General features: G+C 52.0%; 13 protein-coding genes. 6 read left to right on the top strand and 7 right to left on the bottom strand.

The window, feature by feature from the left end; all coding sequences use genetic code 11:
- The first annotated feature begins 49 nt into the window (after window positions 1-49).
- From EH228_RS15830 to EH228_RS15820, 3 genes are all read left to right on the top strand, one after another.
- Window positions 50-1,387: an MFS transporter gene (locus EH228_RS15830; RefSeq protein ID WP_152322576.1), complete on the top strand. Its 1,338-nt coding sequence runs from the start codon at window positions 50-52 to the stop codon at window positions 1,385-1,387.
- 137 nt (window positions 1,388-1,524) lie between these two features.
- Window positions 1,525-1,896 carry a DUF6515 family protein gene (locus tag EH228_RS15825; RefSeq protein WP_152322575.1) on the top strand — a complete coding sequence of 124 codons (372 nt, stop codon included), beginning with the start codon at window positions 1,525-1,527 and terminating at the stop codon, window positions 1,894-1,896.
- A gap of 278 nt (window positions 1,897-2,174) precedes the next feature.
- On the top strand, window positions 2,175-3,089 hold the full coding sequence (locus EH228_RS15820; protein WP_240116309.1) for an antimicrobial resistance protein Mig-14: 915 nt from the start codon (window positions 2,175-2,177) through the stop codon (window positions 3,087-3,089).
- Window positions 3,090-3,332: 243 nt separating this feature from the next.
- Here the strand turns inward: EH228_RS15820 and osmE are convergent, their stop codons facing one another.
- Window positions 3,333-3,668, bottom strand: a complete 336-nt coding sequence (osmE, locus tag EH228_RS15815; RefSeq protein WP_152322574.1) for an osmotically-inducible lipoprotein OsmE — start codon at window positions 3,666-3,668, stop codon at window positions 3,333-3,335.
- A 212-nt stretch (window positions 3,669-3,880) separates the two neighbouring features.
- Here osmE and EH228_RS15810 point away from each other — a divergent pair, with 212 nt between their 5' ends.
- From EH228_RS15810 to nadE, 3 genes are all read left to right on the top strand, one after another.
- On the top strand, window positions 3,881-4,462 hold the full coding sequence (locus tag EH228_RS15810; protein WP_152322573.1) for a TetR/AcrR family transcriptional regulator: 582 nt from the start codon (window positions 3,881-3,883) through the stop codon (window positions 4,460-4,462).
- Window positions 4,459-5,652, top strand: a complete 1,194-nt coding sequence (locus EH228_RS15805) for a multidrug effflux MFS transporter (RefSeq protein WP_152322572.1) — start codon at window positions 4,459-4,461, stop codon at window positions 5,650-5,652. The genes EH228_RS15810 and EH228_RS15805 overlap by 4 nt, the downstream gene beginning before the upstream one ends.
- A gap of 123 nt (window positions 5,653-5,775) precedes the next feature.
- A complete protein-coding gene (nadE, locus tag EH228_RS15800) occupies window positions 5,776-6,603 on the top strand; it encodes an ammonia-dependent NAD(+) synthetase (protein ID WP_152322571.1) in 828 nt (275 codons plus the stop codon).
- A gap of 99 nt (window positions 6,604-6,702) precedes the next feature.
- On the opposite strand, the gene spy is transcribed toward nadE, so the two are convergent.
- The 6 genes from spy to EH228_RS15770 form a co-directional block, all read right to left on the bottom strand.
- Window positions 6,703-7,194, bottom strand: coding sequence for an ATP-independent periplasmic protein-refolding chaperone Spy (gene spy / locus EH228_RS15795; protein ID WP_152322570.1), 492 nt, complete (start codon window positions 7,192-7,194; stop codon window positions 6,703-6,705).
- Between the two features lie 380 nt (window positions 7,195-7,574).
- Window positions 7,575-8,573: a succinylglutamate desuccinylase gene (astE, locus tag EH228_RS15790; RefSeq protein ID WP_152322569.1), complete on the bottom strand. Its 999-nt coding sequence runs from the start codon at window positions 8,571-8,573 to the stop codon at window positions 7,575-7,577.
- 85 nt (window positions 8,574-8,658) lie between these two features.
- The gene (astB, locus tag EH228_RS15785; protein ID WP_152322568.1) at window positions 8,659-9,987 is read right to left on the bottom strand and encodes an N-succinylarginine dihydrolase; all 1,329 of its coding nucleotides are present in this window, start codon (window positions 9,985-9,987) and stop codon (window positions 8,659-8,661) included.
- A complete protein-coding gene (gene astD / locus EH228_RS15780; protein WP_152322567.1) occupies window positions 9,984-11,453 on the bottom strand; it encodes a succinylglutamate-semialdehyde dehydrogenase in 1,470 nt (489 codons plus the stop codon). The genes astB and astD overlap by 4 nt, the downstream gene beginning before the upstream one ends.
- A complete protein-coding gene (astA, locus tag EH228_RS15775; RefSeq protein ID WP_152322566.1) occupies window positions 11,450-12,484 on the bottom strand; it encodes an arginine N-succinyltransferase in 1,035 nt (344 codons plus the stop codon). The genes astD and astA overlap by 4 nt, the downstream gene beginning before the upstream one ends.
- Complete coding sequence (locus tag EH228_RS15770; RefSeq protein ID WP_152322565.1) at window positions 12,481-13,701, bottom strand: bifunctional succinylornithine transaminase/acetylornithine transaminase; 1,221 nt, start codon at window positions 13,699-13,701, stop codon at window positions 12,481-12,483. Before EH228_RS15770 ends, astA begins: the two co-directional genes overlap by 4 nt.
- Between the last annotated feature and the right edge of the window lie 51 nt (window positions 13,702-13,752).

Raw genomic sequence — 13,752 nt, 5'->3', positions numbered from 1 at the left:
ATGTTGCATCTCCTTCTGTATAACACATCTGTTGTTCAGGAGATTATCCATGAGCATTGCCGCCAGCGATACCCGCTACCGTTATCGCATTTTCGCCATGCTGTTTTTCATCGCGTTGATTAATTACATTGATCGCGGTGCACTATCGTTTGCTGCAAATGACATTTCGGCTGAGTTTCACTTCAGCAAAATACAGCTTGGGGTCGTGCTGAGCTATTTTGGCTTTGGCTACCTGTTCGGTTCATTGTGCGGCGGTTTCCTTGCTGACCGTCTGGGTACGAAAAAGGTCTGGTTGATAGCGGGCATTCTCTGGTCATTACTGGAGATGGCTACCGCCTGGGCTGGCGAACTGGGCATCGCGTTGTTTGGCGGTTCCGCCATTATGGGCTTTGCGGTGATGCGCATCATGTTTGGCGTTGCGGAAGGCCCGGCCTACGCGTTAATGAATAAGGCCATCGCCCACTGGGCACCAGACAATGAACGGGGATTCGCGCTGGGAATCGGCTTGCTTAGCACGCAGGTCGGTGCGTTGCTGACCGCGCCAATTGCTGTTGGCCTGCTGCTACTGACCGCTGACTGGCGGGTAATGTTCATCCTGCTGGGTATTTTCTCACTGGCCTCGATGGTGCTCTTCGCCCGCATTTTCACCGATACGCCGGAACAACAGCCACGTGTCAGCCTGTTCGAACGCTCCCTGATAGCTCAGGGACAGTTACAAAACGCGCATACCGTGCGCTTGCCATGGTGGTGTTTTTTCACCAACCGCACCCTCGTCTGCAACGCGTTGGGCTATTTTTCCTTTCTCTATGTCACCTTCACGTTAGTGACCTGGGGACCCAAATATTTGCAGGATAACTTCCACTATGACCTGCACTCACTGTGGTACGTCGCAATGATCCCATGGAGCGGCGCCTGCTTCACCGTGCTACTGGGCGGCAGGATCGCTGATTCGCTGCTCAGACGTTTCAATAATCTGCGCCTGGCCCGTAACGTTTTTGCCGCCGTCACACTGTTACTGACTTCGCTGTGCTTTATGGCGATCCCATGGATGCCATCAGCCACCGGGATAATCCTGATGATGACGCTGGGCAACGCACTCAACGCGCTGGTGAACAATGTTTACTGGTCAGTGGTGATTGACGTTACGCCAAAATCCACCGTCGGCACCTATAGCGGTATCACTTTAGCCATTGCCAATCTGGCTTCGATTATCTCTCCGATGCTCTGCGGCTGGCTGGCGCAGCATTATGGCTATAACGCGATGTTCAGCGCCACGGCCGCTATCGCATTTGGCAGCATGATAGCAATGACCCTGCTCCAGCCGGAAAAAAAACTGTCTGTCGATCCACAAGGGTTTACAGTCCGTTCGCATCAGGACGCAATCTGAAAGGGATAATGCAGGACAGGTTAAGAATACGTTAAACGCTGTAAGCAACGGACAACAGGAAGCCGTTGCCCCTTGTATTTTGGCTGCTCCGGAGTAATGTTACCCTCAGTCAGAACCAGGAGACCAGGAGAAACTGTATGAAAAAGGTGACGAGTACGTTGTTCGCCTTGATGTTGTTATCACCCACGCTGGTTTCCGCACAACCAGGTGGCTGGGGCCCAGGTCCGGGACCGGATGGGGGACATGGTCCAGGGCATTTGTCTTTCCTGCCGGAAGCAGCGGCAGCGGTGATTATCGGTGGCCTCACCTATTACGCGCTAAACGGTAATTACTACCAGCGCCAGAACGACAATACTTATGTTGTGGTTCAGCCTCCGGTTGAACATACCAGCGGAAATATGCACGCGCTTGACTACAACGGTGAGCGATTCTATGTGCAGGATGGTCACTATTATCGTCGTGATATCGATGGCCGTTATCTGGAAGTACCACGCCCATCGGGCTTGTAATAAATAAGCACATAAAAAAGTCACCCAGGTATAATGTCCGTCAGTTAAGGAGCGTTTGGCTGACCCTGAGCTTGGGTAAGAATACGGAAATGTTGATCGTTTTCTGATTAATGAGACGGTCCCCACCCCCTGTGAGCAACACGCTGACAGGGGGTTTTATTGTTATCTGGAGAATTGGACTTCCTGACTTCATGTTCACTCACATTGATAGCGCTCCTTATCGACCACCTTGGTAGAAGACTTTTCCTTATGGTATGATCGGCGAATCGAAGGATCGAATGAACATATGGATTATGTTAATAGCAAAGGTTCTAAATTGGGATGAGTGCTCACTCAGCGATTATAAATATTCATGTCTAGAATATGGCTATAATTGTGAGTCTGCACCTGAATTTCTATCGTTTATGTTACGGCATGGTGCACCGCTTAGGTTCTTTTCCTACAAAAAGAAGGGAATAACACTTGGTAGTGTTTGCGTTGATCATGGCTGGATTGCAAATGACATTAAGAACCGGAACAGGAGTATTCTCCATCTACCGGTTCCAGCAACATCAATTTACCTGCCATTTAGTCAGGATTTAAAAAGCAAAGTGATCATGCCTTTTAAATCAAAGTGCCTACATCCTCTGCAAAATAAAATTTTCATCAACACGTCTTATGGCTTGTTAAGCAAAAGGACCGCTGCCTTCGCAAAAAATATTAATTCAGACTTCTCGAAAAAGACGATTACCACACGCGAAAGAGAAATTCGGAATTTTTTAAAATCTGGTGGGAGTTTTTTGTCAGTAGACAAAATGTCAGGTGACCAAATTTTCGATATATATCAAACATTATTTTTTTCGAGACGAAAAAAGGAAGTATCAGATCAGACAATCAACAGATCATTCTTTAATGAATTTCACGCTAACTTCAAAGGTGACGTGATGTTCATTGGTAATGAAGCGATAGGTATTCAGTTGTTGTTGTCTGTTAACAGCAAAAGCGGTTTTTTTGTGGACTTCATCAACATTGGATACCGGCAGGATAGTCATATAAATTCACTGGGGACTATTTTAATGTGGCGAAATTTGGCCTCACTGAATGCTGAAGCGTATAAGATGCGTAAAACATTAAATTTCTCTTATGGTTTTATGTCTGGTGATTACAAGAAACGATGGTGTAACCCTGCCCCCGTAGGAAAAGTTTTGATTTAACAAAAACTATTCGCATAGCGAGATACCGCTCTGTAAATAATTCGGGGTAACCGGTCAGTGTCAAGATAATTGATGGAGCATCTGGAGAATATGCCTAAGAGGGTGAAACTGCCAACAGGAAGAGAAAGGGCCTTTACGAGAGCGGCCCTGGATGTATCCGAAAGCGCAGAAAAATGCCAGTCAGTTGCTTTACTGGCTGGCATGACATCTAAGTGACCGTTTGTCTTTAAATACCGCCGTAGATCAATGAGATAATTGCGGATCGGTATCGTACTCTTTGCAGCTCTGGAAGCCATAGTTCATGACGCGGCCAGTATCACTATAGCTGACGAAATAAGTCTGCTGTTTACCATCACGCTCGCCCAACACATAAGTCTGGCAGGTACCACGAGCATAAACCATGGTAATTTCAGTCGCGGGTGGCCCGGCAATATCACGAACCTGCTGCCGGGTCATCCCCTTTTTCACATCCTGTACCACCGGCTTTGTCACATAGCTTTCAGCGCGATCATAGGCTGTACAGCCAGATAAAACAGACAGAGCCACTGCAGCACCAATCAATCCCATTAACTTCTTCATATTTTTATTCCTCTCATTGTTATCCATATCTTTGTAAGCCTGAAGCATAAAGGTAGATTAATCAACTTTATGACGTATAAAATCCCCTACAGGAACATGGGTGACTCCGTTATAATAACATCATTTGAGAATGAACATTCTCTCTCAGTTTAGGGCATGGGCATGCGCACACGATGTCCTGATGGCGAATACAGTACAAGCGTGAGGTAACCATGAGCGCGCCAAATGAAGCCCGCGATGCCCGTCATCGCCTGCGTCAGGATGAGATCATTGCAGCGGGTCGTCGCTGCTTTCGCAAGGAAGGCTTTCACGGAGCCAGTATGGCGCAACTGGCGGCTGAAGCCCGGCTCAGCGTTGGCCAAATCTACCGTTATTTCACCAATAAAGATGCGATTATCGAAGAGATCGTTAAACGCATCATTGATGCCCGTCTGGCACATATGGAAAAGACCGCTGCGATTAATATGTCAGAGATGCTGGCCTGGCGACTCGCGCTAAACGAGGATGACGAAGCGCTAATGATGGAAGTGGCCGCCGAAGCGACCCGTAACCCAGTGGTTGCGGCGATGATGATTGAGGCCGATAACCGTATGTTCACCCACGCTTGTTCAAATTTTAAACGCGCGTATCCACAATTAAGTGATGAGCATATCCGTGCCTGCGTGGAAGTACTGGCGGTACTCACGGAAGGCACATCATGGCGACGTCTGACGCCGCAAAAAGCATCAGCGGAACGCCTGTGTGCCCTCTATCAACAATTCAATGATCTCCTTTTTAAAACAGAGGAAAAATGACGCCTGCTCATCACCATCGTCTTGGCTATGCCATTACACTCGGCCTGCTGGCCGCACTCGGGCCGCTTTGCACCGATCTTTATCTCCCGGCGCTGCCAGATCTGGCCAAAGACCTTAACGTTCCCACCGCTACTGCTCAGCTTAGTCTGACTGCTGGTCTGATTGGCCTCGGCGGCGGCCAGTTGATTTTCGGGCCAATGAGTGACAAGTATGGCCGTATCCGTCCGTTGCTGATCTCACTGGTTCTGTTACTGATCGCCTCCGTTGGTTGCGCACTGGCGCAGAATATCCATCAGTTGCTACTCGCCCGCCTGTTCGAAGGATTATCCGGCGCTGGCGGTGCGGTACTGTCACGCGCTATCGCACGCGATATGTACAGTGGCCATGATTTGACCCGCTTCTTTGCGTTGTTGATGCTGGTGAACGGCCTGGCACCGATTGCCGCCCCGGTAATGGGCGGTGTGCTGATGGCCCTGTTCAATTGGCGCGGACTGTTTGTGGTTATCGCCGCCATCGCCGCACTGCTGTTTGTTCTGGCGAAGATGAAATTGCATGAGACGCTCCCTGCTGAGCGACGCAGTCAGGGCAGTATTTTTTCCGCATGGGCCACCCTCGGCCAGGTGGTAAAATACCGGCCATTTATGGGCTTCTGCCTGACACAGGGCTTTATGATGTCGGGCATGTTCGCCTATATCGGGGCCTCGCCGTTTGTACTACAACAGATTTATGGCCTTTCCCCGCAGGCTTTCAGCTTCTGCTTCGCGGCTAACGGCCTCGGTCTGATTATTGCCTCGCAAACCAGTGCGCGACTCAGTTCGGTATGGGGTGAGTACCGCGTACTGAAGGGCGCGCTGACCCTGGCGTTTATTTCGTCAGCCAGCCTGTTAATCGCCGGACTGAGTCATTCTGAACTATCGTTGGTGCTGGTGACGCTGTTCTTCAGTGTAGCCAGTAATGGTGCGGTTGGCGTGGTGGCGGCATCACTGGCGATGCAAAGCCAGGGGCAACGGGCGGGAAGCGCGTCTGCGGTGCTGGGCGTGTCCATGTTTACACTGGGCGGAATTTCAGTGCCGATCACCGGGATTGGCGGCACCTCGGTACTGACCATGGCCACAACGATCTTCGGTTGCTATTTGCTGGCAATCACCATGTTTATCCTGCTGACAAAAAAACCGAAAGCGACTGATTAATCAGTAAAGGGCGTGCAATCAGCAACATTGAATCTTGTTGTTTCACGCCTGGCGAGTTAGTTTTACAGCAGATGTTTTCGCCATTGCCCTGTCCGGGCAGGCACTGAATCTGAGGAGAGGTAAATGGCTCTGCAACAGGAAATTATCAAAGCGCTGGGTGTGAAACCCACCATTGACGTGAAGCAGGAAATTCAGACCAGCGTTGCGTTTCTCAAAGCCTATCTGAAAACCTACCCGTTTATCAAAACGCTGGTGCTTGGCCTCAGCGGCGGCCAGGACTCGACCCTGACCGGTAAGCTGAGCCAGATGGCCATCAGCGAACTGCGTAGCGAGACCGGTGACCAAAGCCTACAGTTTATCGCCGTACGCCTGCCCTATGGTGTGCAAGCTGACGAGCAGGATTGCCAGGACGCGATTGATTTTATTAAGCCGGATCGCGTGCTGACCGTTAATATCAAAGAAGCGGTGCTCGCCAGTGAGAAGGCGTTGCGTGACGCAGGCATCATCCTGTCAGACTATATCCGCGGCAATGAAAAAGCGCGTGAACGCATGAAGGCCCAGTACAGCATTGCGGGGATGACGGCTGGTGTGGTGGTGGGAACCGATCATGCGGCTGAGGCGGTAACCGGCTTCTTCACTAAATACGGTGATGGCGGCACTGATATCAACCCAATCTTTCGCCTGAATAAAGGCCAGGGTAAAAAACTGTTGAAAGAACTGGGTTGCCCTGAGCATTTATACCTCAAACACCCCACAGCCGATCTGGAGGATGACCGCCCTGGATTACAGGATGAAGTGGCCTTGGGGGTGACTTATGAGATGATCGACCGCTATCTCGAAGGCCAGACCATTGATGCCAAGGCCAGTACAATTATTGAGGGCTGGTATCTGAAAACGGAACACAAACGCCGACCACCGATTACCGTCTTCGACGATTTCTGGAAAAAATAGCCCGCCCCAATAGTAACCGGCACCATAAATAAAACCGCCGAGGCTGTCCACAACAGGTGAACAACATCGGCGGTCTCAATTCAGTCTGACAGCGAACGGTTAGTCTTCTGCAGGAGGAGGTGGCATTTTACCTTCATGCTGCGGCTTTTCGGTCAAATGTTTTTCAAAATTCTGATTGAATTGCTTCTTCTGCTCAGGCGTCAGGACATTGTACATTTTGTTCTGCGTTTCCAGCATGTTAAGTGTACGGTCCTTGCTGTCTGCCGCTATCTGGCTGGCCTGCGCTTCGGCTTTCGTCTGGTCGAAGGCATCAGAAGCGATAATGTCATGCAATGCACGGCGCTCTTCCGGAGAAGGGCGTTTCATGTCTTTGTGAGCGTCTTTCATGATCGCATGCATCTGCTGTTTCTGCGCCTCAGTCAGCTTCAGACCTTCAAACATGGCAAACGGACCTGGGTGATGCGGTGGCTTATGCATCATGGCTTTGTCTTTACCGGCTGGCGGCGGCGTGATGTTATCGGCGGCGTGAACGATATTTGCCGCCCCCATGGCCAGAGTCATAGCAACAACAAGAGAAGTTAATTTACGCATAATATTATCCTTGAATTGAAACTTATTTTGCTCACTAGCGACTCTTTGTCGCAAAGTCGTAAATAAGTTTATGCGACGAAACGTCAAGTACTCAGAGACTGAGTAAATCCCTGAAAGCATAAAAGACAAAAACACGGCAATCATGGAGAGAATGGGAAGATTATAGTGAAAAATTGCAAAAGGATATGAATTTAAAACGATTAATACAAAAACGACGATGCAATGTAATATACTCGATAAGATTCCGGAAAGATAGAGTAAACATCCAACAGATTTTCTGGCGGGTAATAAACCATTCTGACAGATTACCCCAAATAATAACGGCTGAAAATATTGATGATGGCAAAATAAACATCTCACGACCCGACCACCCGGCAGAATCAGCCCGTACCGGTCGCCTCATTATGGACATTATCTTCCACCAACATGAGTCCCGCGCGTTGCCCCAAAGCAACATCAGGATTAGGAAACAGAATGTACTCCCTCGCCTGCTGCACGTAGTAACGTTTTTCCCCGTCTTCCGCCAACAAGGTCCCCTGTGGAAAAGCGGTAAAATTGAGCGTGCGATGACTCATATGCAATCTGAACGCTTCCGACAGACGAGTAATCTGCTGCGAGACCCGGTAACGCACCGGCTGAGCGGCAGGTTCAGACAGCACTTCGCCTGACAATACAGCCGCCAGCGCATCACGCACCGCAGTAAACTGCTCCAGGTCATTGCAACCCAACGGCCGCGCCTTACCCAGTTCCAATGTACAACTGGCTGCACTAAAATGTTGGGCACTGTAATGGGTAAACGTGCCGCCCGGCGCACGATGAAAGACCAACGCATCCAGGCCGGCAGCGGCCAGCCAGTGAAGAAAATCTTCCGGCCAGGGGGTTTCGCGCAGCGGCATCACGCCGAATCGACTATGCCAGGATCCACGAATAGCGGTATGTAAATCCAGATGCCAGCGGACTTCGTCACGGTTGCCCACCTGCCAGAACGTTTCCAGCGCCTGTTCCAGCCGCCACGCCCGTCGTGCTTCCGGTGAGTCTTCATATTGCTGCCAGCGTCCACCAAATAATCGGTTGGCGTCATAACGAAGATAGCGCTTATTTTCGCGCAAAGCCTGCGGGTTACCGAGGATCACCAGTAACCGGGAACGTAACGGACGCTCCCCGGCTAATAATGCGTTGATCAACGCGTTCAGTATTTCAACCGGTGCCGTTTCATTACCGTGAATGCCTGCGGAGATAACCAGCGCCAGTGATGACGCGTTAAGCGGGGTCATTTCAAGGATCCCTTCATCCAGCCACTGCCAGCTCAGGTGCTCATTGTGGCCTGAAAACTGCGCTGGCGGCTTTCCGGAAAGAGTTTGATTCAAGAAATCCTGCATGGATTCTCCTTGTTATGAATGTCGGCTTGACCTCAATACCACAAGGTACGTCACAGGGTAACACAACACGTATTGGATCCCGTGTTTACTGTTGAAAGCGATAAACATTACCTAAGTTTAGCCGTTGGGTCAGTTCGTCCAGTGCTTCCCTGCCTTCAAGCAGCAATTGCGGGTCGGCAAGGTCCTCATAACACAGACGATCCCGGTAGTATTTTTCCACCCAGTGGTTCAACGTGACAAACAGTTGATCATTCATCATTACCGCAGGATTAACCGCAGCTTGTTGCTCGTCATTTAACACCACACGCAAGCGCAGGCAGGCTGGCCCACCACCATTGCACATACTTTCACGCAGATCGAAAACCTTCAGCTCATCAATCATGCCGCCGCTCTCCGCCAGCGAGCATAAATAACGCCAGACCCCCGGATGCTGACGCGCTTCTTCCGGCAGCACCAGCAGCATTTTGCCGTTAGCTTTGCTGAGTAACTGGCTGTTGAAAAGATAGGTCGAGACAGCATCGGCTACACTGACACGGTTGTCTGGTACTTCAACTGGCGTGAAACCCGGTATTTTTTCCCGCAGTGTCGCCAGCAGTTCTGGCTGATGCAGAAACGCCTGCTGGTGGCAGAATAAAACCTGCTGGTTACTGACCGCTATCACGTCATTGTGAAATACCCCTTGATCGATGACCGCTGGATTCTGCTGAGCAAAGACGGTTCTCTGCGGGTCAAGCTGATGCAGGCGAGCCACGGCTTCACTGGCCTCGCGAGTCTGCCGGGCCGGATAACGATGCGGGTGTTGGCTACAACCGCCCTCCTCACGACCATAAACGAACAATTGTACTCCCGGCTCACCATATGCATGGGTGAAGCGATTATGGTTCGCCGCACCTTCATCACCAAACATCGCCACCTGCGGCAACGCATCGTGCACAGCAAAGTGCTTTGAATCGTGGAAAATGGCCCGCAGTAAAGCGGCAGTGGTCGGCGCTTCCATCGCCCGGTGGAATTTATTGTTCAGGTTCGCTACGGTCAAATGCACCCGATCATCGGCACTGTCGGTGGAAGGAGATACGGTAGCCGCGTTAGCCACCCACATCGCCGAAGCGGAACTGACCGCCGAAAGCAATTGCGGCGCCTGGCGGAAGGCTTTTTCCACCACCTGCGCATCGCTGCCAGTAAAACCAATCTGCCGCAGCATTGCCACATTGGGGCGCTCATGTGGCGGGATAACACCCTGTACAAAACCGGCATCAGCCAGCGTCTTCATTTTCAGCAATCCCTGCTGAGCGGCAAGCTTTGGATTAGAAACCTGATGCTGATGCCGGGTGGACGCCTCATTACCAAATGAGAGACCCGCGTAATGATGCGTCAGCCCTGGCAGACCGTCAAAGTTAGCTTCGCAGGCAGTCATTGTTCATCTCCCGACCAACTGAAATCCAACCCTGGCGCTAAAGTCACCGGCAACCTCAGATCGTCGCTTTCCAACGAAGCCATCGTCCATGCGCAGTAATCGGCGGCGTAAAACGCGCTGGCCCGGTGATTACCGGATGCGCCAATCCCGCCAAATGGCGCACTGCTTGCCGCGCCGGTCAACGGTTTGTTCCAGTTAACGATCCCGGCGCGCCCCTCAACCAGCAGGCGATCAAACAGCTCGCGCTGAGCAGAGAGCAGGCCAAGGGAAAGACCATAACGCGTAGCGTTCGCCAGACGGATTGCCTGGTCAAAATCGTCATAGCGGATAACGGTCAGTAACGGGCCAAAAACTTCTTCATCTGGCACATGATTAAGCGTGGTGAATTCGATAATTCCTGGCGTCAGGATCGCGCTGTTCCGCTCTGGCCAACGCATGGGCAGTAGCACGTTCCCCCCCGCGTCAACCCGCGCCTGCCACGCGTTAAAGATACGCTCCGCCGCCGCTAAAGAGATAACGCTGCCCATAAATGGCTGCGGTTCGTCATTCCAGCGTCCGGTACGGATTTTCCCCGCCACTTCAATCAGACGGGTAAGAAACGCATCCCCTGTCGCGCCACGCTTCACCAACAGCCGACGGGCACAGGTACAGCGCTGACCGGCGGTAATAAAAGCAGACTGGATGGTCACATTCACCGCCGCATCAATATCGGCAGGGTCGTCGACAATCAGCGCGTTGTTGCCGCCCATTTCCAGTGCCAGTATTTTGTCTGGTCGCCCGGCAAACTGCCGATGCAACTGATAGCCCGTACTGGCGCTCCCGGTAAACAGCAGGCCGTCAATTTGCTGTTCTTGCGCCAGCGCCTGTCCTGTTTCACTGCCCCCCTGCACCATATTCAACACGCCGCCTGGCAGGCCGGCATCGAGCCACAAGCGGACCACTTTTTCCGCAATCGCCGGCGTCGACTCACTGGGTTTAAAGACCACGGTATTACCGGCCAGCAGTGCGGGCACAATATGACCGTTCGGCAGATGCCCCGGAAAATTATAAGGCCCCAAAACAGCCATAACGCCATGAGGACGATGGCGTAGCGCGCTGTCCCCGGACTGACTTTCACCGGTACGGACATGATAAGCTTTTATCGAAATGGCAATTTTATTGATCATCGCCTGAATTTCAGTCACCGCTTCCCAACGTGGCTTGCCCGTTTCCTCGGCCAGGGTTGCCGTCAGTGATTCTTTATTTTTTTCCAGTCGCGCGGCAAATTTCTCCACAATACTCTGGCGCCCGGCGAAAGAAAGACGAGACCAGGCGGGAAATGCCGCTCGGGCCGCGGCACAGGCGGAGGATACCTGCTCCTTACTGGCGGCTTTCCCCTGCCACAGCAATGCGCCATTTACCGGATCGAGCTTGCTGAAACTATCCCCACCACCGGTCAACCATTGTCCGTTAATACAGTGCGTCATGCTTTTTTCTCCGAACTTGATACCGTCACTACCCGCAGGGGATCACCCTGTTCGCAGCGTAAAATGTCAGCCTGTTCCTGGGTGAGAGTCAGGTGCTCGCCATGTGGATCGACATTGAGCAACACGACGCGAAAATCGTCATAATGATCATTACCGACCAGGCATAAAGGCAGGTTGTGGTGCGGTTCAGTGCCGATGTTTACCGGCAACAAGCGACTCTTGCGGATCGCCCGTACGTGATCAATATCACATTCCAGCGTCGGGCCGCCGTCAAAGATGTCGACATAATTCAGGTACCTGAATCCCTCCGCCTCCAGCACGGCACGGGCGGGTGCCGTTTGCGGATGTGTTTTACCGATCACTTGCTGAGCCTCCGCCGACAGATAGGCGATATACAGCGGGTGCTTTGGCATCAACTCAGCGATAAATGATTTTTGTCCGGTGCCGCACAGGTAATCGGCGGCGCTGAAGGACATCGAGAAAAAACGGCTGCCGACGCTTTCCCAAAACGGTGAACATCCCTTCTCATCGATCCAGCCGCGCATTTCAGCCACTACTTTTTGCATAAAGCGGTGGCGAAATGCGGCCATAAACAGGAAACGGGATTTCGACAGCAAATAACCATTTTTGCCGTTGCGGTAATCAGGATCGAGAAACAAAGTACACAGTTCACTGCAACCCGTGTGGTCATTACTCAGCGAGAGCGTCGGCAAGATGTTATAGACGTTGAGTTCTTTTGAAGCATGAACCTGGGTCCCGACATGGAAGTTGTACCACGGCTCCTGCAATCCCACGGCGACCTCAATGGCACAAATGCCCACCACCTGATGCGTTGCTCCGTCTTCCAGTACGAAGACGTAGCCCTGTTCTGCCCGTGGCAACGCATTCTGCCAGGTGAGAATCGAACGCTCGATTCGCGCTGACAGCGTGGCACTGTCGGTGGGCAAAGAAGTCAGTCCCCCGCCGGTTTTCCCGGCGAGAACCATCAACTGAGCAAGATCATCATGCCTGGCAGGACGAATGAACATCATAATCCGCTCCCGCGCATCACCGCCCGGCACGCTTTTTCAAAACGAACCAGCCCCTCTTTCACTTCCTGCTCACTGATTATCAACGACGGCGCAAAACGCACCACGCTGGCGCCGGCAATCAATATCATCAGACCTTCGCGGGCCGCCGCCTGGTTAAACCATTTCGCCTTGCCGCTGTAATCTTCCTTCAGCACGCAGCCAATCAATAGCCCCAGTCCGCGAATATCACTGAACACCTGCAGTCGTTGGTTAATGTCGTTCAGACCATCCATAAACCACTGATGACGTAACGCCACGCCCGCTAACATGTCCGGGCGGTTAATCAGCGAGAAAACTTTCCCTCCCACCGCGCCAGCCAGTGGATTACCGCCGTAAGTGGTGCCATGAGTGCCAGGCCCCAGTACGCTGCCCCATTTTTCCGTGGTCAACATAGCGCCAATCGGGAAGCCACCGCCCAGTGCTTTTGCGCTGGTCAGCACATCCGGCGTCACCCCATAGTGCATATAAGCATACAGAGATCCTGTACGGCCCACGCCGCTTTGCACCTCATCAAAAATCAGCAACGCCTGATGCTTATCGCACAGTTCTCGCAAACCACGCAGAAAGGCCGGCTCCGCAGGGATCACGCCGCCCTCTCCCAGGATCGGCTCCACAATCACCGCGCAGGTTTGATCATTAATCAATGCGGCAGCAGATGCCAGATCGTTATAAACAGCGTGCTGGATCCCACCGGGTAAGGGGGCAAAGTCTTGCGAATAGGCCGGTTGCCCACCCGCCGAAACGGTAAACAACGTACGTCCATGGAAGGCATTTTTAAACGCCACGATACCGCTTTTCTGTTCGCCGACCACATCGTGGGCAGCTTTACGAGCCAGCTTCAGTGCGGCTTCGTTAGCTTCCGCACCAGAGTTACAGAAAAAAACTCGATCGGCGAATGTCGCATCAATCAGTTGCTTCGCCAGACGCAGGATCGGTTCATTAGTATAACCGTTACCGGTATGCCATAACCTTGCCGCCTGTTGCTGTAACGCCTGCTGCAAATCAGGGTGAGCATGACCCAACGCATTCACTGCGATGCCACCAGCAAAATCGATATAGCGATTACCCTGCTGATCCCATAATGTGGAGCCTTCCGCCCTGACGGGGACAAAACTGGCCGGGGCATAGGTAGGGACCATCCACTGATCAAAATTCTGGCGAGTAACTTCTGGTTGCATGACGGCCTCGTTAGTCCTGCCCACTGACAGGTAATCAATAAGTTTTAAAAA

The sequence above is a fragment of the Erwinia endophytica genome (assembly GCF_009295515.1).
GTDB lineage: Bacteria > Pseudomonadota > Gammaproteobacteria > Enterobacterales > Enterobacteriaceae > Erwinia > Erwinia endophytica.
The sequence above is the reverse complement of the archived record's forward strand: the minus strand, read 5'-3'. Positions and strand labels throughout refer to the sequence as shown.